Below are 16,042 nucleotides of genomic sequence, written 5' to 3' on the forward strand. Positions count from 1 at the left end.
CGTACGGACGGGACGGCCCGGACGTACGCCCGTAGCCGTCTCAAGGGGAGGGGACCCCATGCCCGCACGCAAGACGACCCTGCTGGTGGCCGCCGCCGCACTCGCCCTGCCGCTCGCCACTGCCTGCTCCACCGCCCAGAAGGCCGTGGACTGCGCCCGCGTGGGCATCGAGATATCGAACGACGTCGACGACCTCCAGCGCAGCGTCACCGACACGGCGAGCGACACCGGCAACGCGAGCAGAATCCTCGACAACCTCGACAAGGACACGAAGAAGCTCAAGGACAAGAGCAGCAACGTCGACGTCGGCAAGGCCCTCGACCACCTCGGAACGGCCATCGGGAACGTCCGCGACGCCCTCCGCGACGACAAGACCCCGGACCTGACGCCGCTGACGGACGCGGCCGGGGAACTCTCGAAGGTGTGCACGTCGAAGTAGACCGGGAGCGGGCCGGGATAATCACCCCATGAAGCGTCTGATCCTCGCCACCCGCAACGCCAACAAGGTCACCGAGCTCCGCGCCATCCTGGAGGACGCCGGCCTCGACGTCGAACTCGTCGGCGCCGACGCCTACCCCGAGATCCCGGACGTCAAGGAGACCGGCGTCACCTTCGCCGAGAACGCCCTCCTCAAGGCCCACGCCCTCGCCCGCGCCACCGGCTTCCCCGCCGTCGCCGACGACTCCGGCCTGTGCGTCGACGTCCTCGGCGGCGCCCCCGGCATCTTCTCCGCCCGCTGGGCCGGCCGCCACGGCAACGACAAGGCCAACCTGGACCTCCTCCTGGCCCAGCTCGGCGACATCGCCGACGACCACCGCACCGCCCACTTCGCCTGCGCCGCGGCCCTGGCCCTCCCCGACGGCACGGAACGCGTCGTCGAGGGCCGCCTGGAAGGCACCCTCCGCCACGAACCGGCGGGCGGCGGCGGCTTCGGCTACGACCCGATCCTGCAGCCCCTGGGCGAGACCCGCACCTGCGCCGAACTGACCCCGGCCGAAAAGAACGCGATCAGCCACCGCGGCAAGGCCTTCCGCGCGCTGGTCCCGGTGGTCCGGGAGCTGCTGGGCTGAGCGCACACACCGGCCCGGGCGCACGCGCCGGCCGAGCGCACGCGAAGGGCCGCCCCGCCGGAACGGGACGGCCCTTCAACGTCTGTGCGGCCGGAGGGACTCGAACCCTCACGGGTGTTACCCCACTGGGACCTAAACCCAGCGTGACTGCCAATTCCACCACGGCCGCGAGGTGCTGACCATGGTATCGGGCCCGCCGCCGGCGCTGTAGGCGGATCGGGCCGGCCGGCCGCCGGGCGTCAGAACTTCGGTTCGGGGGACTGGGACGTCACGATTTCTTCCGCCTCCTCGCGGGTCGCCACCGCCGGCGGGGAGCCCTCCAGGGGCTGCCGGGCCGTCTCGCGCATGAAGGCGATGGCGATCACGCCGACCAGGGCCGCGCCCGCCGTGTAGAACGCCGGGGTCATGTCGCTGCCCGTGGCGTGGATCAGGGCCGTGATCACCAGGGGGGTGGTGCCGCCGAAGAGGGAGGTGGAGAGGTTGTAGCCGATGGCGAGGGAGCCGTAGCGGACGGGGGTGGGGAAGAGGGCGGGGAGGACCGCGGACATCGTGCCCAGGAGGCAGACCAGCGGGAGGCCCAGCATCAGCATGCCGCCGAGGACCGCGGGCAGGCTGCCCTGCTTGAGGAGCAGGAACGCCGGGGCCGAGAGGGCCACGAAGCCGCCCATGCCCGCCATCAGCAGGGGCTTGCGGCCCACCCGGTCGCTCAGCCGTCCCACGCGGGTGATCACGACCATCAGCAGCGCCATCGTGGCGATGAGGATCAGCAGACCGTGCGTGTCGTCGTAGCCGAGCTGGTCGGTCAGGTACGTCGGCATGTAGGAGAGCAGCATGTAGTCGGTGATGCCGTACGCGCCGGCCAGGACCACGCAGAGCAGCAGCCTCGCCCACTGGGTGGTGAAGATCTGCTTGAGCTCCGTCCCGGTGTGCTCTTCCTCCTCCAGCTTCTGGAAGGCCGGGGTGTCCTCCAGCCGCAGCCGCAGGTACAGGCCGACGAGTCCGAGCGGGCCGGCGACGAGGAAGGGCACGCGCCAGCCCCAGTCGGTCATCGCCGTGCTGCTCAGGGCGGAGTTCATCGCGGTGACGAGGCCGGCCGCGCCGATGTAGCCCGCGAGGGTGCCGCATTCGAGGAAGCTGCCGAAGTAGCCGCGGCGCTTGTCGGGCGCGTACTCGGCGATGAAGGTCGCGGCGCCCCCGTACTCCCCGCCCGTCGAGAAGCCCTGCAGCATCCGGAAGCAGATCAGCAGCACCGGTGACCAGAAACCGATGGCCGCGTACGACGGGATCAGGCCGATGGCGAAGGTGCCGGAGGCCATCAGCACCATCGTCAGGGCCAGGACGCGCTTGCGCCCGACCCGGTCGCCGAGCGGGCCGAAGAACATGCCGCCCAGGGGGCGGACGAGGAAGGCGACGGCGAAGGTGGCGAGGGACGACAGCAGCCGCACCGTGTCGTCGCCCGAGGGAAAGAAAACGTCCCCGAGGGTGACGGCGAGGTAGCTGTAGATGCCGAAGTCGAACCACTCCATGGCGTTGCCGAGGGCGGCCGCCTTGACGGCCCGTCTCACGGTGCGTTCGTCCGTGACGGTGATGTCCGTGCGCCGCAGGCGGGGGTTGCGGCGGCGGGCGACGGCCCGGAAGAGGGCGGGGTGGCGTCTGACGGCGGCCGGGTCGTGGCCGTTGCCGTTCCCGTTCCCCTGCCCGTTCCCGTTCCCCGTGCCGTTTCCGGTCTCGGCCTCGGTGCTGCTGCCGTTCGGCACGGCTCGGCCCCCTCACGCTTCGGCGGTGACGTGTGTACGCGCCTGCGTCTGCACGCTGTGCCGCGGCTCAAACCGGTGGGGCCCCCGATAGGGATATTGGTCACGCCGGGCGGACGGTGGGCGGCGGAAGCTGATATAGGCATGAAGGGAACGCGCGGCCCGATTTCACCGTCCCTCACAGCAGGGGAAGCACAGCCGGGCCCCGGACGACCTGCAGGACCCGCAAGACACCAGAGAGAGAGGCCGATGGCCGACCGTGTGGCGCCTCGCCGGCCCGGCATGCGCACCGTCCTGGCGATCTTCGCGGCGGTGACGGTACTGGTGATCGGCGGCGTGTGGTTCAGCGCGGCCGGGGACCGCTCGGACACGGTGGCCAACGCCCCCAAGACGGCGGCGGCGCAGAAGTCGCACCCGGCCCGGGACCCGCAGGAGGCGAAGGCCGACGACACGGCGGCGCCGCGGGAGCTGCCGGGCGTGCGGGAGTGCGGGGTCGGCAAGCCGGTCGTGGAGCCGAAGATCATCACGCTGAACTGCTCGAACGCGGGCGTGGTGGCCAGCGACATCAAGTGGGACTCCTTCACGGCCGACGGTGCGGACGGCTCCGGCACGGTGCTGGTCTCGGGCACGGCCGGCGGTTCGCCCGCCTCCTTCCCGGCGCGGCTGCGGCTCTACGACGTCACGAAGGTCGACGGGATGATGGCCTTCACGGGCATCGAGGTCAGTTACACGGGTGCCACTCCCCATGCGAAGGCGAAAGAGGTGTACACGATCGCGTGATGGGTATCCGTGGCCGGATCGCCCTCGCGATCTCCTTCGTCACCGCGCTCGCCGTCGTGGTGCTGGGACTGGCCGTGCACCACATCTCGGCGGCGGAGCGCGACCGGCAGGCCCAGGCCTACCAGGACGACCTGCTGAGTTCTGCCCTGCAGATCTACCAGCGCGACAGCACGCTCGCGCTGGGGGCCCAACTGGACGACGCCGCGTTGCCGTTGCCGCTGGCGAAGGCGGTGGAGCGGGGCCGTTCGGGCACGTTCATCAGCGGCGGGGAGGATCCGCGGGTGTGGGCGGCCACGGCCGTCGGCGGTGACAAGGTGCTGTCGGTGTCGGCGCCGTACCCGAGCCGGGACCCGCTGATGACGGCGCTGGACAAGGCGCTGGTGGTGGCGGGTGCGGCGACGGTGGCGCTGATGGCGGTCGTCGCGTGGTTCGTGGCGCAGAGCCTGTCGCGGCGGTTGCGGCTCAGTGCGGCCGCGGCGCGGCGGATCGCGGCGGGTGAGCCGCCGGACGCGGAGGCGCTGGCGGCGGGCGGCCGGGACGAGGTCGCGGAGCTGGGCCGCTCGGTGCACCACATGGCGACGTCGCTGGCGGCGCGGGTGGAGGCGGAGCGCGAGTTCACGGCGGACGTGGCGCACGAGTTGCGGACGCCGGTCGCGGGCCTGGTGGCGTCGGCGGAGCTGCTGCCGCACCCGCGCGCGGTGGAGATGGTGCGCGAGCGCGCGCAGACGATGCGGTCGCTGGTGGAGGACCTGCTGGAGGTCTCCCGGCTGGACTCGGGTGTGGAGCGGGCGCAGCTGGACCCGGTGGAGCTGCCGTCGCTGGTGCGGGGGATCGTCAAGCGGGCGCAGGGCCAGCGCGGTGTGGACGACGTTGCGGTCGAGGTGGTCGGCGAGGGCCGGATCGTGGCGACGGACGCGCGTCGGGTGGAGCGCATTTTGGTGAACATCCTGGCCAACGCGGCGAAGCACGGGAAGCCGCCGATCGAGGTCACGGTGGAGGGCACCCGGATCGTGGTGCGGGATCACGGTGACGGTTATCCGCCGGATCTGGTGGACCAGGGGCCGCGCCGGTTCCGTACGGCGGCTCCGGAGCGGGGCACGGGTCATGGCCTGGGGCTGACGATCGCCGTGGGCCAGGCGGTGGTGCTGGGGGCGCGGCTGGAGTTCGGCGAGGCGGAGGGCGGCGGCGCGCGGGCGGTCCTGGACCTGCCCGAGGCGGAGTCTCCTGCGGAGGGCGAGTAACGGGTTCCCGTGCGGGGCGTGTGCTCCCTGCGGGTTCGTTGCGCCTGCGGCGGGCGTCCTCAAACGCCGGACGGGCTGACTTTTTCGAGAGCCCGTCCGGCGTGCGGGGCTACAGGCCCAGGTCCTTGATGATCTTGGCGACGTGCCCGGTGGCCTTGACGTTGTAGAGCGCGCGCTCGACCTTGCCGTCCTCGTCCACGATCACCGTCGAGCGGATCACGCCGGTGACGGTCTTCCCGTACAGCTTCTTCTCGCCGTACGCCCCGTACGCCTCCAGCACCTTCTTCTCGGGGTCGCCGACGAGGGTGACCTTGAGGCTCTCCTTCTCGCGGAACTTCGCGAGCTTCTCCGGCTTGTCGGGGGAGACGCCGATGACGTCGTAGCCGTGGCCGGTGAGGAAGTCGAGGTTGTCGGTGAAGTCGCAGGCCTGCTTGGTGCAGCCCGGGGTGAGGGCGGCGGGGTAGAAGTAGACGATCACCTTGCGGCCCTTGCGGTCCGCGAGCGAGACCGGGTTGCCGTCGGCGTCGGGAAGGGTGAAGGCGGGGGCGGTGTCGCCGGGCTGCAGTCGCTCGCTCATGGCTCTCCTCGGGGCGGTGGCTGGTCGGTGGCCACCGGTCGGCTTCCGGTGCCGAGCGTAGCCACCGGTACGGGTCGCCGGGCCGATCGGGGGTGCCGCGGGGCACGGGGTCCGGTGAGCTGACAGACTGTCGTCATCACTCATCATCACTCTTATCGAGACGACGGAGGCAGCGCGGTGTCGGATGCCAGGACCCCTGCGCAGATCGAGGCGGACATCGCCCGCAGGCGGAGCGAGCTCGCCGTGACGCTCGACGAGATCGGCGTGCGCATGCACCCGAGCACGATCATGGGCGACGCGAAGGCGAAGGTGGCCGCGAAGGTGGACCACACCGCGGGCCGCGCCTGCGCCGCCGCGCACCGGCTGGTGTCGGATGTGAAGGAGCGCTTCACGACGGAGGAGGGCGCGCCGCGGCTGGAGCGGATCGTGCCGGTGGCCATGGTCGCGGTGGGTGTGATCGGGCTGATCGCGGTGTCCTCGCGCAAGCGCGGCGCCTAGAGCGGGAGCCGCCCGGGACCCGGCGCGGGGCCCGTGCGGAACGCGGCGCGGGTCGCAGGTCACATCCACGGATCCGCGATCTGTGGCCGCGGGCCCGTGCGCGGGCGGGTACGGTCGTCTGCGTGAGTACGAACCCCACCCACGACAAGCTGCCCATCCGGATGCTGCACGACCGCGTGCTGGTCCGGACCGACATCCCCGAGGGCGAGCGCCGGTCCTCCGGCGGCATCGTCATCCCCGCGACGGCGGCCGTGGGCCGCCGGCTGGCCTGGGCCGAGGTCGTGGCGGTCGGGCAGAGCGTCCGGACGGTGGAGCCGGGCGACCGGGTGCTGTACGACCCCGAGGACCGCGCGGAGGTGGAGGTCCGGGGCGTGGCGTACGTGCTGATGCGCGAGCGCGACCTGCACGCGGTGGCGGCGGAGCGGCTGGAGGGGTCCGAGGACTCCACGGGGCTCTACCTCTGAGTTTGCCGCGTCAGCGTTTGCTGTCTCTGCTGCTGTCTCTGCGTTTGCTACGGTCGTAGGTACCCGACGAGACGCGCCGTACCGGGTCAGGACAAGACGACGCACCCCTGGAAGCTCTTCTCCACGGAGGTGCCGTCATGGCATGGGTCCTGCTCGTCGTCGCCGGTCTGCTCGAGGTCGGCTGGTCGATCGGCATGAAGTTCACCGAGGGGTTCACGCGGCTGTGGCCGAGCGTGTTCACCGTCGCGGGCATCGCCGCCAGCATGCTGCTGCTGTCGCAGGCGGCGAAGTCGCTGCCCATCGGTACGGCCTACGGGGTGTGGGTGGGCATCGGCGCGGCCGGCGCGGCCGTCCTGGGCATGGTGGTCCTGGGCGAGCCGGCGACGGCGGCGCGGATCTTCTTCGTCGTGCTGCTGCTGGTGGCGGTGGTGGGCCTGAAGGCGACCTCGGGCCACTGACGGCCCCGCCACCGCCCGCTCAGTAGTCGCCCAGCAGGTCCCGTTCCAGCCCGCCCCCGCGCCCGTCCTTCGGCTCGTTCGGGAGGAACGTGGGAAGCCCCGGGATCGACGGCGGCCCCGTGGGCGGCCTGGGCGGGAAGCCCGTTGGCGGTCCCGTCGGCGGCAGCGGCGGGATCGACGGCTCCGGCGGCCCGGTGGGCGGCGGCGGGACCGACGGCGGCGCGGACGTCGTGGGCGGCGCCGGGATCGTCGGCTCCATCGTGGGCAGCCGGGCCCCGCTCTCCAGCTCCAGGTCGAAGTCCTTGACGGAGGTGCCGGAGAGCGCGGCGGAGGTGTAGGCGGCCCAGATGTCGGCGGGGAACCCGCCGCCGTTGATCCGGGCCTGCCCGGCCGCCCCGTAGAGCGACTTGTGCTCGCCGGTCTCGGAGTCCTGCCCCATCACGGCGACGACGGTCGCGAGGTCGGGGGTGAAGCCGGCGAACCAGGCCGCCTTGTCGTCCTCCGCCGTGCCCGTCTTGCCCGCCGCCGGCCGCCCCGCGGCCTGCGCGCCCCGCCCGGTGCCGTTGTCGACGACGCTCTCCAGGACCGAGGTGGTGGTGTCGGCGGCCGTGCGCGTGACGGCCTGCTTGACCTCCTTGTTCGGCAGCGGAACGACCTCGGCGCCCTTGGTGACCCGGTCGACGAGGGTGAACGCGCCGTGCCGCCCGTGGTTGGCGAGCGTCGCGTACGCCTGGGTCATGTCCAGGACGCTGGCGTTGGCGACGCCGAGCGCGATGGAGGGGGTCGCCGTCAGGTCGGGGGTGTTCTCGGGGATGCCGAGGGCGACGGCGGTGTCCTTGACCTTGGCCGGGCCGACGTCCTGGGCCATCTGCGCGTACACGGCGTTGACGGACAGGTCGGTGGCCTTGGTGACGGTGATCTGCCCGTAGGAGACGTCGTCCTCGTTGGCGGGCGCGTAGCCGACGGGCCCGTTCGGCCCCTGCACGGGGCGCTTGTTCGTGCCGTCGTAGAGCGTGTTGGGGGTGATGGTGCGCCCGTCCTGCGTGGAGGCGTCGTTGGCGACGGCCGAGGTGAAGACGAACGGCTTGAAGGTGGAGCCGACCTGGAAGTCGCGGCGGGTGGCGTTGTTGACGAACTGCTTGGTGTAGTCGATGCCGCCGTAGAGGGCGACGACCCGGCCCGTCCGCGGGTCGATGGAGGCGCCGCCGGCCCGTACGTACCGGTCGACCGCGCGGTCGTCGCTGAGCTCGTCCATCAGCTGCTTCTGCACGGCGCTGACGAACGCGTCCTGCTTCTTCTTCTCGACGGTGGTGGTGATGCGGTAGCCGCCGCGGGCGAGCGTCTGCTCGTCGACGATCTTGTTGCTGGTGAGGTAGTCCTTGACGGCCTCGACCAGATAGCCGCGCTGGCCGGACATGCCGAGCCGGGCCCGTGCCTTGCCGGGGGCGGGGAACTTCATGGCGTCGCGCTCGGGCTTGGCCAGCCAGTTCTTCTTGACCATGCCGTCGAGGACGTAGTTCCAGCGGGCGGTGGCGCGCGCCTGGTTCTCGGGGTGGGCGCCGACGTCGTAGAGGCTGGGGGCGTTGAGGAGCGTGGCCAGGTAGGCGCCCTCGGCGGTGTTGAGCTTGTCGGAGTCCTTTCCGTAGTACGCCTGCGCGGCGGCCTGGATTCCGTATGCATTGCGGCCGAAGTAACTGGTGTTCAAATAGCCTTCGAGGATGTCGTCCTTGCTCTCCTCGCGGTCCAGCTTGATGGCGATGAAGAATTCCTTCACCTTGCGGCTGATCGTCTGTTCCTGGCCCAGGTAGTAATTCTTGACGTACTGCTGGGTGATGGTGGAGCCGGACTGCTTTCCCTTGCCGGTGACCGTGTTCCAGGCGGCGCGCAGCATCGCCTCGGGGTTCACGGCGGATTCGGAGTAGAAGTCGCGGTCCTCGGCGGCGAGCACGGCGTGCTGCACGTCCCGGGGCACCTTGCTGAGCGGCACGCTCTCGCGGTTGACCTCGCCGTCGCGGGCCAGCTGGCTGCCGTCGGCGTAGAGGAAGACGTTGCTCTCGGCGACCGCGGCCTGGTTGGCGGCGGGGATCTGCACGAGCATGTAGCCGGCGATGAGGGCGCCCGCGACGAGCAGGACGACGAGGAGGACGCCGCCGACCAGCATGCGCCAGGTGGGCAGGAAGCGGCGCCAGCCGGTGCGGCGGGGGTGGCGGCCGTTGCCGTTCCCGCCCGGCCCGCGCCCCGGTGCGCTCTGCCCGCCGTCCTGTCCGCCGTCGGCCCCGCCGCCGGGCCGGCCGGGCCGTCCGGGATCGCCCGGCCTGCTGCCGTTCCCGCCGCGACCCGGGCCGTTGCCTGCCCTCGGCGCCCAGCCCGCCGGTGCACCCCGGCCGCCCCCGGCGGCCCGCTGTGCGTGCTCGTCGCTCATGTCTGTAGGGACTCCTCGGCCGCCGCCGTTGGTTCAGTCACGGCGGCGCGGTCTCGTGTCGGGCGGTCCGCTGTGCTCCGTGCACGTCGTGCACCCCGTCGAACACTGTCGCATCATGCGTTCCGCGCCAATGGCGCGTACCGCACACCGGCCCGTCCCGGCTCGGCCGTCCGGTCGCGGGCCGCCCACTCCGGCGGGTGAAAAACCCGTGGTCGGCGCTTTTCTGGTTCAACGACGGGATGCGGTACGAGATGCGCCCGTGCGGGGCCGTTGCGGTGAATGTCCTCTATCGGTGTCCTTTCCGGCTCTTGCCGGTCAATGGGCTGAATCGATAATTCCGCTCGCTACGCTGTTCGTATGATGAGCGAACTTCCAGAAATGCGCGCCTCGGACGCCGAGCGGGAGCGGGTCGCGGAGGCCCTGCGCGAGGGGGTCGCCGAGGGGCGGCTGACCATGGAGGAGTTCGAGGAGCGCCTGGAAGCGGCCTACAAGGCCCGCACGCACGGAGAGCTGGAGCCGCTCGTACGGGACCTGCCGGCGCCCGGCGGCCACGCGGCCGTCTCCCTCACCAAGCGGGCGGGCGAGTCCGCACCGGCCGGGCGGGACTGGGCCGGCCGGATCGGAGGCCCCGCCGGCGGCACGGTGGCCGTCGGCGTCATGGGCGGCTTCCAGCGCAAGGGCGCCTGGACCGTGCCCCGCCGCTTCACCGCCTTCGCCTTCTGGGGCGGCGGCGAGATCGACCTGCGCGACGCGCGCTTCGAGGACGGCGAGATCGTCATCCACTGCATCGCCGTCATGGGCGGCATACAGGTCGTCGTCCCGCCGGACCTCGACGTGCACGTCGGCGGCATCGGCATCATGGGCGGCTTCGACGACAAGGCCTCCGGCCCCGGAACGCCCGGCTCCCCGCGGGTCCGGGTGACCGGCTTCGCCTTCTGGGGCGGGGTGGGCGTGGACCGCAAGGTGAGCAGGGAGGAACGGAAGCGGCTCCGCGAGGAGCGGCGCGAGGACCGCCGCAAGTCGCTGGGGTAGGCCCGGCCCGTTCCACGCGAGGTACGGCACCGCCGGCCGGGCCCGCGCGTCCCCCGGAGGGTCAGAGCGCCGCCGCCGCCTCGCCCTTGAGCGTTTCCAGGTCCAGCGCCCGGGCCATCGCCTCGTACCCCGCGTCGGTCGGATGCAGGTGGTCCCCCGAGTCGTACGCCGGGAGGAGCCGCTCCGGGTCCGCCGGGTCCCGCAGGGTCCGGTCGAAGTCCACGACCGAGTCGAAGACGCCGCCCGCGCGGATGATCTGGTTCACGCCCTGCCGCGTCACCTGCTGCCGCTCCACCACGCCCTTGTGCCCGGCGATGGGCGTCAGCGTCGAGCCGACCACGCGCAGGCCGCGCGCGTGCGCGCGCTGCACCATGTCGCGCAGCCCGCTGATGATCTGCTGCGGGTTGTCCACCTGCGGCTTGCGCAGGATGTCGTTGATGCCGAGCGCGATGACGACGACCCGGGCGCCCGTACGGCCGAGCACGTCGCGGTCGAAGCGCGAGAGGCCGCTGAGGTTGTTGGCGAGCGGCGGTCCCGAGTTGCTCAGGAGTATGCGGTTGCCGCTGATGCCCTCGTTGAGGACGCCGTAGCGCGGCGCACCGGGCTCCGTGCGCAGCCGGGCGGCCAGGAAGTCCGTCCAGCGGTGGTTGGCGCCGACGGACGAGGTGATGCCGTCGGTGATGGAGTCACCGAGGGCGACGACGGCGCCGTGCGCCTCCTGGGACCACACGTCGACGGCCGAGACGTAGCGCCAGTACGGCGTCTGCGTCGTGTACGCCGTGCCGAGCGGCTCCTCGGTGTGGTCGCCGCGGGCGATGAAGGAGGTCTGCCGGGCGTGCGGGTGGTAGGTGACCGGCCCGGACGGCGTCGGCGAGTACGTGGTGACGAGCAGGTCGGCCCCCGCCGGGACGGCCACCCGCACCGGGTCGCTGAGCAGCGAGCCGCCCGCCGGGATCGTGGCCGTGGGCTGCCCGGCGAAGCTCAGGCGCTGCATGGTGCCGGGCGCGGCGGTGGGGGAGCCGGGCGCCGCGGCGACGGCGAGCGAGGCGTGGGTGACCGCGAGCGGCAGGGCGCCGTACAGGTTGGAAAGCTGGATGCGGGCACCCGTGCCGCCGACGCTGGTGTGGACCACGTTGCGGATCGACATGCCCGCGAAGCCCTTGGCGGTGTTCGGCTCGGCGGCCGCCGGTGCCGTGGCCCAGGAGCCCACCCATCCCCCGGACGCGGCGGGTTCGGCGGAGCCGCGGTTCTCGTGCGAGCCGGTCACGGCCCGCCCGTCGTGACCGTCGACCCCGACGAATATCGCGGTCGAGACGATGATCACCACAGCCGCCAGCGCGGCGAGTACGGCGTAGGCCGTACCGCGGGGCAGGGGTGGCCTGTTCATTGCGGGTGTCTCCTGGAAGAGGCGGAGGGGTCAGCTCCGGGTGCGGAACCGGGGACGGAAACAGCGACTGATCAGCAACAGCGCCCTCGCGGTCCGATCGCCGTTCCATGATCCCACGGTGCTCTCGGGGTGCGCCCGCGGGGAGGAGCGCCCGTTGGTCCGGGGGGTCACGCAACGTGTCACATGCGACTTGTCAGACGCGGGGAACTCCCGGTCCGTTCCAGGAGTAGGCCGGGTAAGGAGATTGCACGGGAAATCGGCTGGAACGGGTGGTGCGGATGAATCGGTCGCCTGATGGCGGGGCGCGCGGCGGGCCGGAGGACGCCCCGGGGAACGGCCCCGGGGGCGGGCCTCGTGGCCGGGGTGACGGGCCTCGTGAGCCGGGGAGCGGGTTTCGTGAGGCGCCTCGCGGCGCGCCGGGTGGCGGTGGGGGTACCGCCGAACGGGTGATGCCCGCTCCGCCGGCCGGTCTCACCTACAGCGCGGCCGACGAGGAGAAGCGCCGCGGCGTCCGCCGGATGAAGACCCTGGCCACCGGCCTCCTGCTCGGAGTCGCACTGGTGTACGGACTGGCGAAGTGGTGCCAGTCGGCGGGCGCGGGGGCCTGGGCCGGCTACGTGGCCGCCGCCGCCGAGGCCGGCATGGTCGGCGCCCTCGCCGACTGGTTCGCCGTCACCGCCCTCTTCCGGCGCCCGATGGGCCTGCCCATCCCGCACACCGCCATCATCCCCACCAAGAAGGACCAGCTCGGGCAGAGCCTCGGCGACTTCGTCGGCGAGAACTTCCTCTCCGGCGCCGTCGTCCGGCTCCGGCTGCGCGCCGTCGGCATCGCCTCCCGCCTCGGCGCCTGGCTCTCCCGCCCCGAGCACGCCGACCGCGTCACCGCCGAGCTGGCCACGGCCGTGCGCGGCGCGCTCACCGTCCTGCGGGACTCCGACGTCCAGGCCGTCGTCGGCGAGGCCATCACCCGGCGCGCCGACGCCGCCGAAATCGCGCCCGGCATCGGCGCCATGCTGCAGAAGGTCGTCGCGGACGGCGGGCACCGGCGCGTCGTGGACCTCGTCTGCGTCCGGGCGCACGACTGGCTCGTCACCCACGGCGACTCCGTGATGGGCGCCGTGACCGGGGGCGCGCCCGGGTGGACGCCGCGGTTCGTCGACCGCAAGGTCGGCGAACGGGTGTACAAGGAGCTCCTGCGGTTCGCCGCCGAGATGCGGGACATGCCCGACCACCCGGCGCGGGGCGCCGTCGACCGCTTCCTCGCGGACTTCGCCCGCGACCTGCAGTCGGACGCGGACACCCGGGCGCGGGTCGAGCGGCTGAAGTCCGACCTGCTGGCACGGGGCGAGGTCCAGGACGTCATCGCGTCGGTGTGGGCACCGGTCCGCGCCATGATCGTCGCCGCGGCCGAGGACGAGCGGAGCGAGCTGCGGCTGCGGGTGCGGGCGGGCATCCTCTCGCTGGGGTCGCGGATGGCGGGCGACGACCGGCTGCGGCAGAAGATCGACGGGTGGCTGGAGGACGCGGCGGTCTACGTCGTGACGACGTACCGGGACGAGATCACGTCGCTGATCACCGACACCATCGCCGGCTGGGACGCGGAGCACACGACGAAGAAGATCGAGGCCCACATCGGCCGGGACCTCCAGTTCATCAGGATCAACGGAACGGTGGTGGGGGCGCTGGCGGGGCTGTGCATTTATGGAGTGACGCGGGGGGTGGGGGGCTGAGCCACTCCGTGCGGGGGAGGCGCCGGGGCCCGCAGCGGCCCGGTTAGGGTCGGGCCGTGCTGAAACGTCCCACCTTGCTGTGGTTGCTCGCCCCGTACGTCCTCTTCCTCGGCTCTCTGCCGCTCGCCGACCGCGTGCGGCCGACGGTCATGGGCCTGCCCTTCCTCTTCTTCTGGCTGCTGCTGGCCACGCTGCTGACACCCGCCGCCGTCTTCCTCGCCTGGCGCGGCGACCGCAAGCGAGGGCGCGTGTGAACGGCAACGCGGCGGTCGCGACGACCGTCTTCGGCGTCTTCATGGTGCTCACCGTGGCCCTCGGCCTCCTCGCGGTCCGCGGCCACGGACGCACCACCGGCCTCGCCGAGTGGTCCGTGGGCGGCCGCTCCCTCGGCACCGTCTTCATCTGGGTGCTGATGGCCGGTGAGGGCTACACGAGCTTCAGCTACCTGGGCGCCGCCGGATGGGGGTACAACCACGGCGCCCCCGTCCTCTACGTCATCGCGTACATGTCCTGCGGCTACGCGATCGGTTACGTCGTCGGCCCGACGCTCTGGTCGTACGCGCGCCGCCACGGCCTCGTCACCATCACCGACATGGTCGCCCACCGCTACGGCCGCCCCTGGCTCGGCACGGCGGTCGCGATCCTGGCCACGGTGTGCCTGCTGCCGTACATCCAGCTGCAGATCACGGGGATGGGCGTCGTCGTCTCGACGATCTCGTACGGCGCCATCAGCCTGAACTGGGCCTACTTCATCGCCTTCGCCGTGACGACCGGCTTCGTGGTGGTGAGCGGGCTGCGGGGGAGCGCCTGGGTGTCGGTGCTCAAGGACGTGCTCGTCATCGCCACGCTGGGTTTCCTGGCGTTCTACGTCCCCCACCACTACTTCGACGGCTACGGGCCCTTCCTGGACCGGCTGGTGGCGGAGAAGCCCGACTGGCTGACGCTCACCGGCCACGGCGGCAGCGGCCTCGACACCACCTGGTTCGCGACCACGAGCCTCCTCAACTCGCTGACGGTCGTCATCTTCCCGACCACCGTCGCGGGCTACCTCGGCGCCCGCAGCGCCGGCGCCCTGCGCCGCAACGCCATGCTCCTGCCGTTCTACAACGTGCTGCTGTTCGTGCCGATGCTGCTGGGGATGGCGGCCCTCTTCGTGGTGCCGGGCCTGACCGGCGCGGGGTCGAACCTCGCCATGTTCAAGCTCGTCGTGGACTCGCTGCCCGCGTGGGCGGTCGGTGTGACGGGGGTGGCCGCGGCGCTCTCCTCCATCGTCCCCATGGCGGTCTTCATGCTGGTCATCGGCACGATGTGGGGGAGGAGCGTCCTCGGGACGGTCCCCGCCCTCGCCGGCCGCCCGCGGCGGCAGCGGCTCGCGGCCCAGGTCGTGGTGGTCGCGGCGGGCGGGCTCGCGCTCGTCCTGACGTACCTGACGCCCAACACGCTCGTACGCCTCTCCCTCATCTCGTACGAGGGGATGGCCCAGCTCGTGCCCATGGTCCTGCTGGGGCTGGTGTGGCGCCGGCTGACGCTGTGGGGCGCGGTGAGCGGCCTCGTGGCGGGAGGCGGCCTCGTGTGCGCCCTGGTCTTCACGGAGCACGACCCGCTGTGGGGCGTGAACGCGGGGGCGCTCGCGCTGGGCGTGAACCTCGTCGTGGCCCTCGCGGTCTCGTGGCTCGGGCCACAGCCGGTTGACGACCGCCCGGACGCGGAGGTGCTGGCCACGGACCCGCAGCCGGAAGAGTCGGCCCCGCAACCGGAAGGGCCGATTCCGGCATAAGGGGCGAATTGGTGAGCGCGCTTGGCCGGTTACGGCACTTGCCATGAGCAAAAGCGAATGGAAATCTTCGCGCTGTTCTCCGGATCGCATGTTTCGACCGAATGGAGCGATGCAATGCGTATCACCGGCAAGACGATCTTTGCGGCCGCGGCGACGACCCTGCTGACGGGGGCTCTCGTTGCGGCCGGGAACCCGGCCGGAGCCGCGGCCGCGCCCCCCGACTCCTTCACCAAGTCCGTCCAGTCGTACCTCGACAACACCAACCTCGACGCCCACGAAGGGGCCGAGGTGTGGACGAGAGACGGCAGCTTCGCGGACCAGGTCTGGACGTTCGGCAGGGTGGCCACCCAGCCCGACGGCATGGGTGTCTACACGATCAAGAACACCCGGTTCGGCACGTGCGTCACCGCCACGGCCGTGTCCGCCAAGGTGCAGTTGGCGAAGTGCGACGCGAACAACCTGGCCCAGCGCTGGCTCGTGGACACCGCACAGGACCAGACGGAGATCATCAACAAGAAGTTCGCGGACGCGGCCCTCCAGGCGAACGGCGCCGACAAGCCCGTGACGACGGAGGAGCAGGGGGACGGGCCCAACAACCAGCTGTGGACCTTCTACGACAAGTAGGGGCTGGGTACGGACCCGGTGGGAGCCAAGTGGTGGCCCCAACCGGCCGGCTGACGAATTGAGACCAGGCCGATGAGACCGACTCGTCGGCCTGGACCAATTTTGACCATACGTGTTCGGGAGATGACGCAGATCCATGCAATGATCCCCCGTACCTCTAGTAATCCGAGGTTTGTGCGAAGATTCCGTCCCCGGTCCGCTCGGACCGGGCGACAAGGGGAAACATCG

The 16,042-nt window shown here is 71.8% G+C and carries 16 protein-coding genes, 1 tRNA gene and 1 riboswitch; of the genes, 12 read left to right on the forward strand and 5 right to left on the reverse strand.

Features of this window, described 5'->3' with window-relative positions:
- The first annotated feature begins 58 nt into the window (after positions 1-58).
- Together ACFZCD_RS24045 and rdgB are read left to right on the forward strand one after the other, a co-directional pair.
- Positions 59-439, forward strand: a complete 381-nt coding sequence (locus tag ACFZCD_RS24045; protein ID WP_391834139.1) for a hypothetical protein — start codon at positions 59-61, stop codon at positions 437-439.
- Positions 440-467: 28 nt separating this feature from the next.
- Entirely contained in the window at positions 468-1,070 is a 603-nt protein-coding gene (gene rdgB / locus ACFZCD_RS24050; protein ID WP_391834141.1) for an RdgB/HAM1 family non-canonical purine NTP pyrophosphatase, read from the forward strand.
- Between the two features lie 85 nt (positions 1,071-1,155).
- On the opposite strand, the gene ACFZCD_RS24055 is transcribed toward rdgB, so the two are convergent.
- Positions 1,156-1,239 (reverse strand) — tRNA-Leu (locus ACFZCD_RS24055).
- A gap of 70 nt (positions 1,240-1,309) precedes the next feature.
- Positions 1,310-2,827 (reverse strand): MFS transporter, encoded by a 1,518-nt coding sequence (locus ACFZCD_RS24060; protein ID WP_391834143.1) that lies wholly within the window; start codon positions 2,825-2,827, stop codon positions 1,310-1,312.
- Positions 2,828-3,073: 246 nt separating this feature from the next.
- On the opposite strand from ACFZCD_RS24060, the gene ACFZCD_RS24065 reads away from it, so the two are divergent.
- Both ACFZCD_RS24065 and ACFZCD_RS24070 read left to right on the forward strand, forming a co-directional pair.
- On the forward strand, positions 3,074-3,604 hold the full coding sequence (locus ACFZCD_RS24065) for a hypothetical protein (protein ID WP_391834145.1): 531 nt from the start codon (positions 3,074-3,076) through the stop codon (positions 3,602-3,604).
- Positions 3,604-4,845, forward strand: coding sequence for a sensor histidine kinase (locus tag ACFZCD_RS24070; RefSeq protein ID WP_391834147.1), 1,242 nt, complete (start codon positions 3,604-3,606; stop codon positions 4,843-4,845). The genes ACFZCD_RS24065 and ACFZCD_RS24070 overlap by 1 nt, the downstream gene beginning before the upstream one ends.
- A 109-nt stretch (positions 4,846-4,954) precedes the next feature.
- Here the strand turns inward: ACFZCD_RS24070 and bcp are convergent, their stop codons facing one another.
- Positions 4,955-5,422 carry a thioredoxin-dependent thiol peroxidase gene (gene bcp, locus ACFZCD_RS24075; protein ID WP_391834149.1) on the reverse strand — a complete coding sequence of 156 codons (468 nt, stop codon included), beginning with the start codon at positions 5,420-5,422 and terminating at the stop codon, positions 4,955-4,957.
- 177 nt (positions 5,423-5,599) lie between these two features.
- Between bcp and ACFZCD_RS24080 the strand changes: the two genes are divergently transcribed.
- The 3 genes from ACFZCD_RS24080 to ACFZCD_RS24090 all read left to right on the forward strand — a co-directional run bounded on the left by ACFZCD_RS24080 (position 5,600) and on the right by ACFZCD_RS24090 (position 6,842).
- On the forward strand, positions 5,600-5,920 hold the full coding sequence (locus ACFZCD_RS24080; protein ID WP_391834151.1) for a DUF3618 domain-containing protein: 321 nt from the start codon (positions 5,600-5,602) through the stop codon (positions 5,918-5,920).
- Positions 5,921-6,081: 161 nt separating this feature from the next.
- On the forward strand, positions 6,082-6,384 hold the full coding sequence (locus ACFZCD_RS24085; RefSeq protein ID WP_058046871.1) for a co-chaperone GroES: 303 nt from the start codon (positions 6,082-6,084) through the stop codon (positions 6,382-6,384).
- Positions 6,385-6,426: 42 nt separating this feature from the next.
- Positions 6,427-6,490: riboswitch (guanidine-III (ykkC-III) riboswitch) on the forward strand.
- 31 nt (positions 6,491-6,521) lie between these two features.
- The gene (locus ACFZCD_RS24090) at positions 6,522-6,842 is read left to right on the forward strand and encodes a DMT family transporter (protein ID WP_391834153.1); all 321 of its coding nucleotides are present in this window, start codon (positions 6,522-6,524) and stop codon (positions 6,840-6,842) included.
- Between the two features lie 19 nt (positions 6,843-6,861).
- Here ACFZCD_RS24090 and ACFZCD_RS24095 read toward each other — a convergent pair whose 3' ends face one another.
- Positions 6,862-9,264: a transglycosylase domain-containing protein gene (locus tag ACFZCD_RS24095; RefSeq protein WP_391834155.1), complete on the reverse strand. Its 2,403-nt coding sequence runs from the start codon at positions 9,262-9,264 to the stop codon at positions 6,862-6,864.
- A 357-nt stretch (positions 9,265-9,621) separates the two neighbouring features.
- On the opposite strand from ACFZCD_RS24095, the gene ACFZCD_RS24100 reads away from it, so the two are divergent.
- Positions 9,622-10,296, forward strand: a complete 675-nt coding sequence (locus ACFZCD_RS24100) for a DUF1707 domain-containing protein (protein WP_391834157.1) — start codon at positions 9,622-9,624, stop codon at positions 10,294-10,296.
- Between the two features lie 61 nt (positions 10,297-10,357).
- On the opposite strand, the gene ACFZCD_RS24105 is transcribed toward ACFZCD_RS24100, so the two are convergent.
- Positions 10,358-11,683, reverse strand: a complete 1,326-nt coding sequence (locus ACFZCD_RS24105) for an SGNH/GDSL hydrolase family protein (protein WP_391834159.1) — start codon at positions 11,681-11,683, stop codon at positions 10,358-10,360.
- A 449-nt stretch (positions 11,684-12,132) separates the two neighbouring features.
- On the opposite strand from ACFZCD_RS24105, the gene ACFZCD_RS24110 reads away from it, so the two are divergent.
- The 4 genes from ACFZCD_RS24110 (at position 12,133) to ACFZCD_RS24125 (ending at position 15,814) form a co-directional block, all read left to right on the forward strand.
- On the forward strand, positions 12,133-13,413 hold the full coding sequence (locus tag ACFZCD_RS24110) for a DUF445 domain-containing protein (protein ID WP_391834161.1): 1,281 nt from the start codon (positions 12,133-12,135) through the stop codon (positions 13,411-13,413).
- 56 nt (positions 13,414-13,469) lie between these two features.
- Positions 13,470-13,667 (forward strand): DUF3311 domain-containing protein, encoded by a 198-nt coding sequence (locus ACFZCD_RS24115; protein ID WP_391834163.1) that lies wholly within the window; start codon positions 13,470-13,472, stop codon positions 13,665-13,667.
- 41 nt (positions 13,668-13,708) lie between these two features.
- Entirely contained in the window at positions 13,709-15,190 is a 1,482-nt protein-coding gene (locus tag ACFZCD_RS24120) for a sodium:solute symporter (RefSeq protein WP_391834818.1), read from the forward strand.
- A gap of 114 nt (positions 15,191-15,304) precedes the next feature.
- Positions 15,305-15,814 carry an RICIN domain-containing protein gene (locus tag ACFZCD_RS24125; RefSeq protein ID WP_391834165.1) on the forward strand — a complete coding sequence of 170 codons (510 nt, stop codon included), beginning with the start codon at positions 15,305-15,307 and terminating at the stop codon, positions 15,812-15,814.
- Positions 15,815-16,042: the final 228 nt, after the last annotated feature.

Source organism: Streptomyces sp. NPDC008001 (genome assembly GCF_042958085.1).
In the GTDB taxonomy this organism is placed as follows: Bacteria; Actinomycetota; Actinomycetes; order Streptomycetales; family Streptomycetaceae; genus Streptomyces.

What these genes read in the sequence shown, in the direction of transcription:
- ACFZCD_RS24045 (WP_391834139.1), top strand. Translation starts at nt 59, where the DNA reads ATGCCCGCACGCAAGACGACCCTGCTGGTGGCCGCCGCCGCACTCGCC.
- rdgB (WP_391834141.1), top strand. Translation starts at nt 468, where the DNA reads ATGAAGCGTCTGATCCTCGCCACCCGCAACGCCAACAAGGTCACCGAG.
- ACFZCD_RS24065 (WP_391834145.1), top strand. Translation starts at nt 3,074, where the DNA reads ATGGCCGACCGTGTGGCGCCTCGCCGGCCCGGCATGCGCACCGTCCTG.
- ACFZCD_RS24070 (WP_391834147.1), top strand. Translation starts at nt 3,604, where the DNA reads ATGGGTATCCGTGGCCGGATCGCCCTCGCGATCTCCTTCGTCACCGCG.
- bcp (WP_391834149.1), bottom strand. Translation starts at nt 5,422, where the DNA reads ATGAGCGAGCGACTGCAGCCCGGCGACACCGCCCCCGCCTTCACCCTT.
- ACFZCD_RS24085 (WP_058046871.1), top strand. Translation starts at nt 6,082, where the DNA reads ATGCTGCACGACCGCGTGCTGGTCCGGACCGACATCCCCGAGGGCGAG.
- ACFZCD_RS24090 (WP_391834153.1), top strand. Translation starts at nt 6,522, where the DNA reads ATGGCATGGGTCCTGCTCGTCGTCGCCGGTCTGCTCGAGGTCGGCTGG.
- ACFZCD_RS24095 (WP_391834155.1), bottom strand. Translation starts at nt 9,264, where the DNA reads ATGAGCGACGAGCACGCACAGCGGGCCGCCGGGGGCGGCCGGGGTGCA.
- ACFZCD_RS24100 (WP_391834157.1), top strand. Translation starts at nt 9,622, where the DNA reads ATGATGAGCGAACTTCCAGAAATGCGCGCCTCGGACGCCGAGCGGGAG.
- ACFZCD_RS24105 (WP_391834159.1), bottom strand. Translation starts at nt 11,683, where the DNA reads ATGAACAGGCCACCCCTGCCCCGCGGTACGGCCTACGCCGTACTCGCC.
- ACFZCD_RS24110 (WP_391834161.1), top strand. Translation starts at nt 12,133, where the DNA reads ATGCCCGCTCCGCCGGCCGGTCTCACCTACAGCGCGGCCGACGAGGAG.
- ACFZCD_RS24120 (WP_391834818.1), top strand. Translation starts at nt 13,709, where the DNA reads ATGGTGCTCACCGTGGCCCTCGGCCTCCTCGCGGTCCGCGGCCACGGA.
- ACFZCD_RS24125 (WP_391834165.1), top strand. Translation starts at nt 15,305, where the DNA reads ATGCGTATCACCGGCAAGACGATCTTTGCGGCCGCGGCGACGACCCTG.